We start from the raw sequence: 357 nt of genomic DNA, 5'->3' as shown, positions 1-357 counted from the left end.
ACAGATGAGGCACATCGTGGCTTGCGTGCGCCCCGTATCGTTCTTCACCTTGTGCGATTCGTCCAATCCTGCGTACGAAAAGCGAAACTGTCGCAGAAAGTCAATGATTGGGTAGACCGTGACAGGCGTCGTGCCGTAGCACACGCTGTATTGTCGGTACATGAGAGCGTTGTAGTCGGCAACCACCACAGTGTTACGTGGCGCACCCTCCAACATCGCTTGCAATCGCTCGATACCGTGCACGCGAACCGCTTCCATCGAGAGCGGAATCACGTTCATCTGGCCGCCCGTGAAGTACAGCATTTCGTTCACGTAGTTGGCCAAAAGGTGTCCCGGGCACAGCACGATGTAGGGCGC

General features: G+C 56.3%; 1 protein-coding gene. It reads right to left on the bottom strand.

Annotated features, from left to right (window positions below):
* On the bottom strand, positions 1–357 hold a 357-nt coding region (locus AC1RPR_RS08525), incomplete at both ends, for a hypothetical protein (RefSeq protein ID WP_481763519.1).

The sequence above is a fragment of the Dellaglioa sp. CoH-57-MRSF-22 genome, assembly GCF_056781895.1.
Note: the sequence above shows the minus strand (reverse complement) of the source record. Positions and strands in the feature narration are given on the sequence as shown.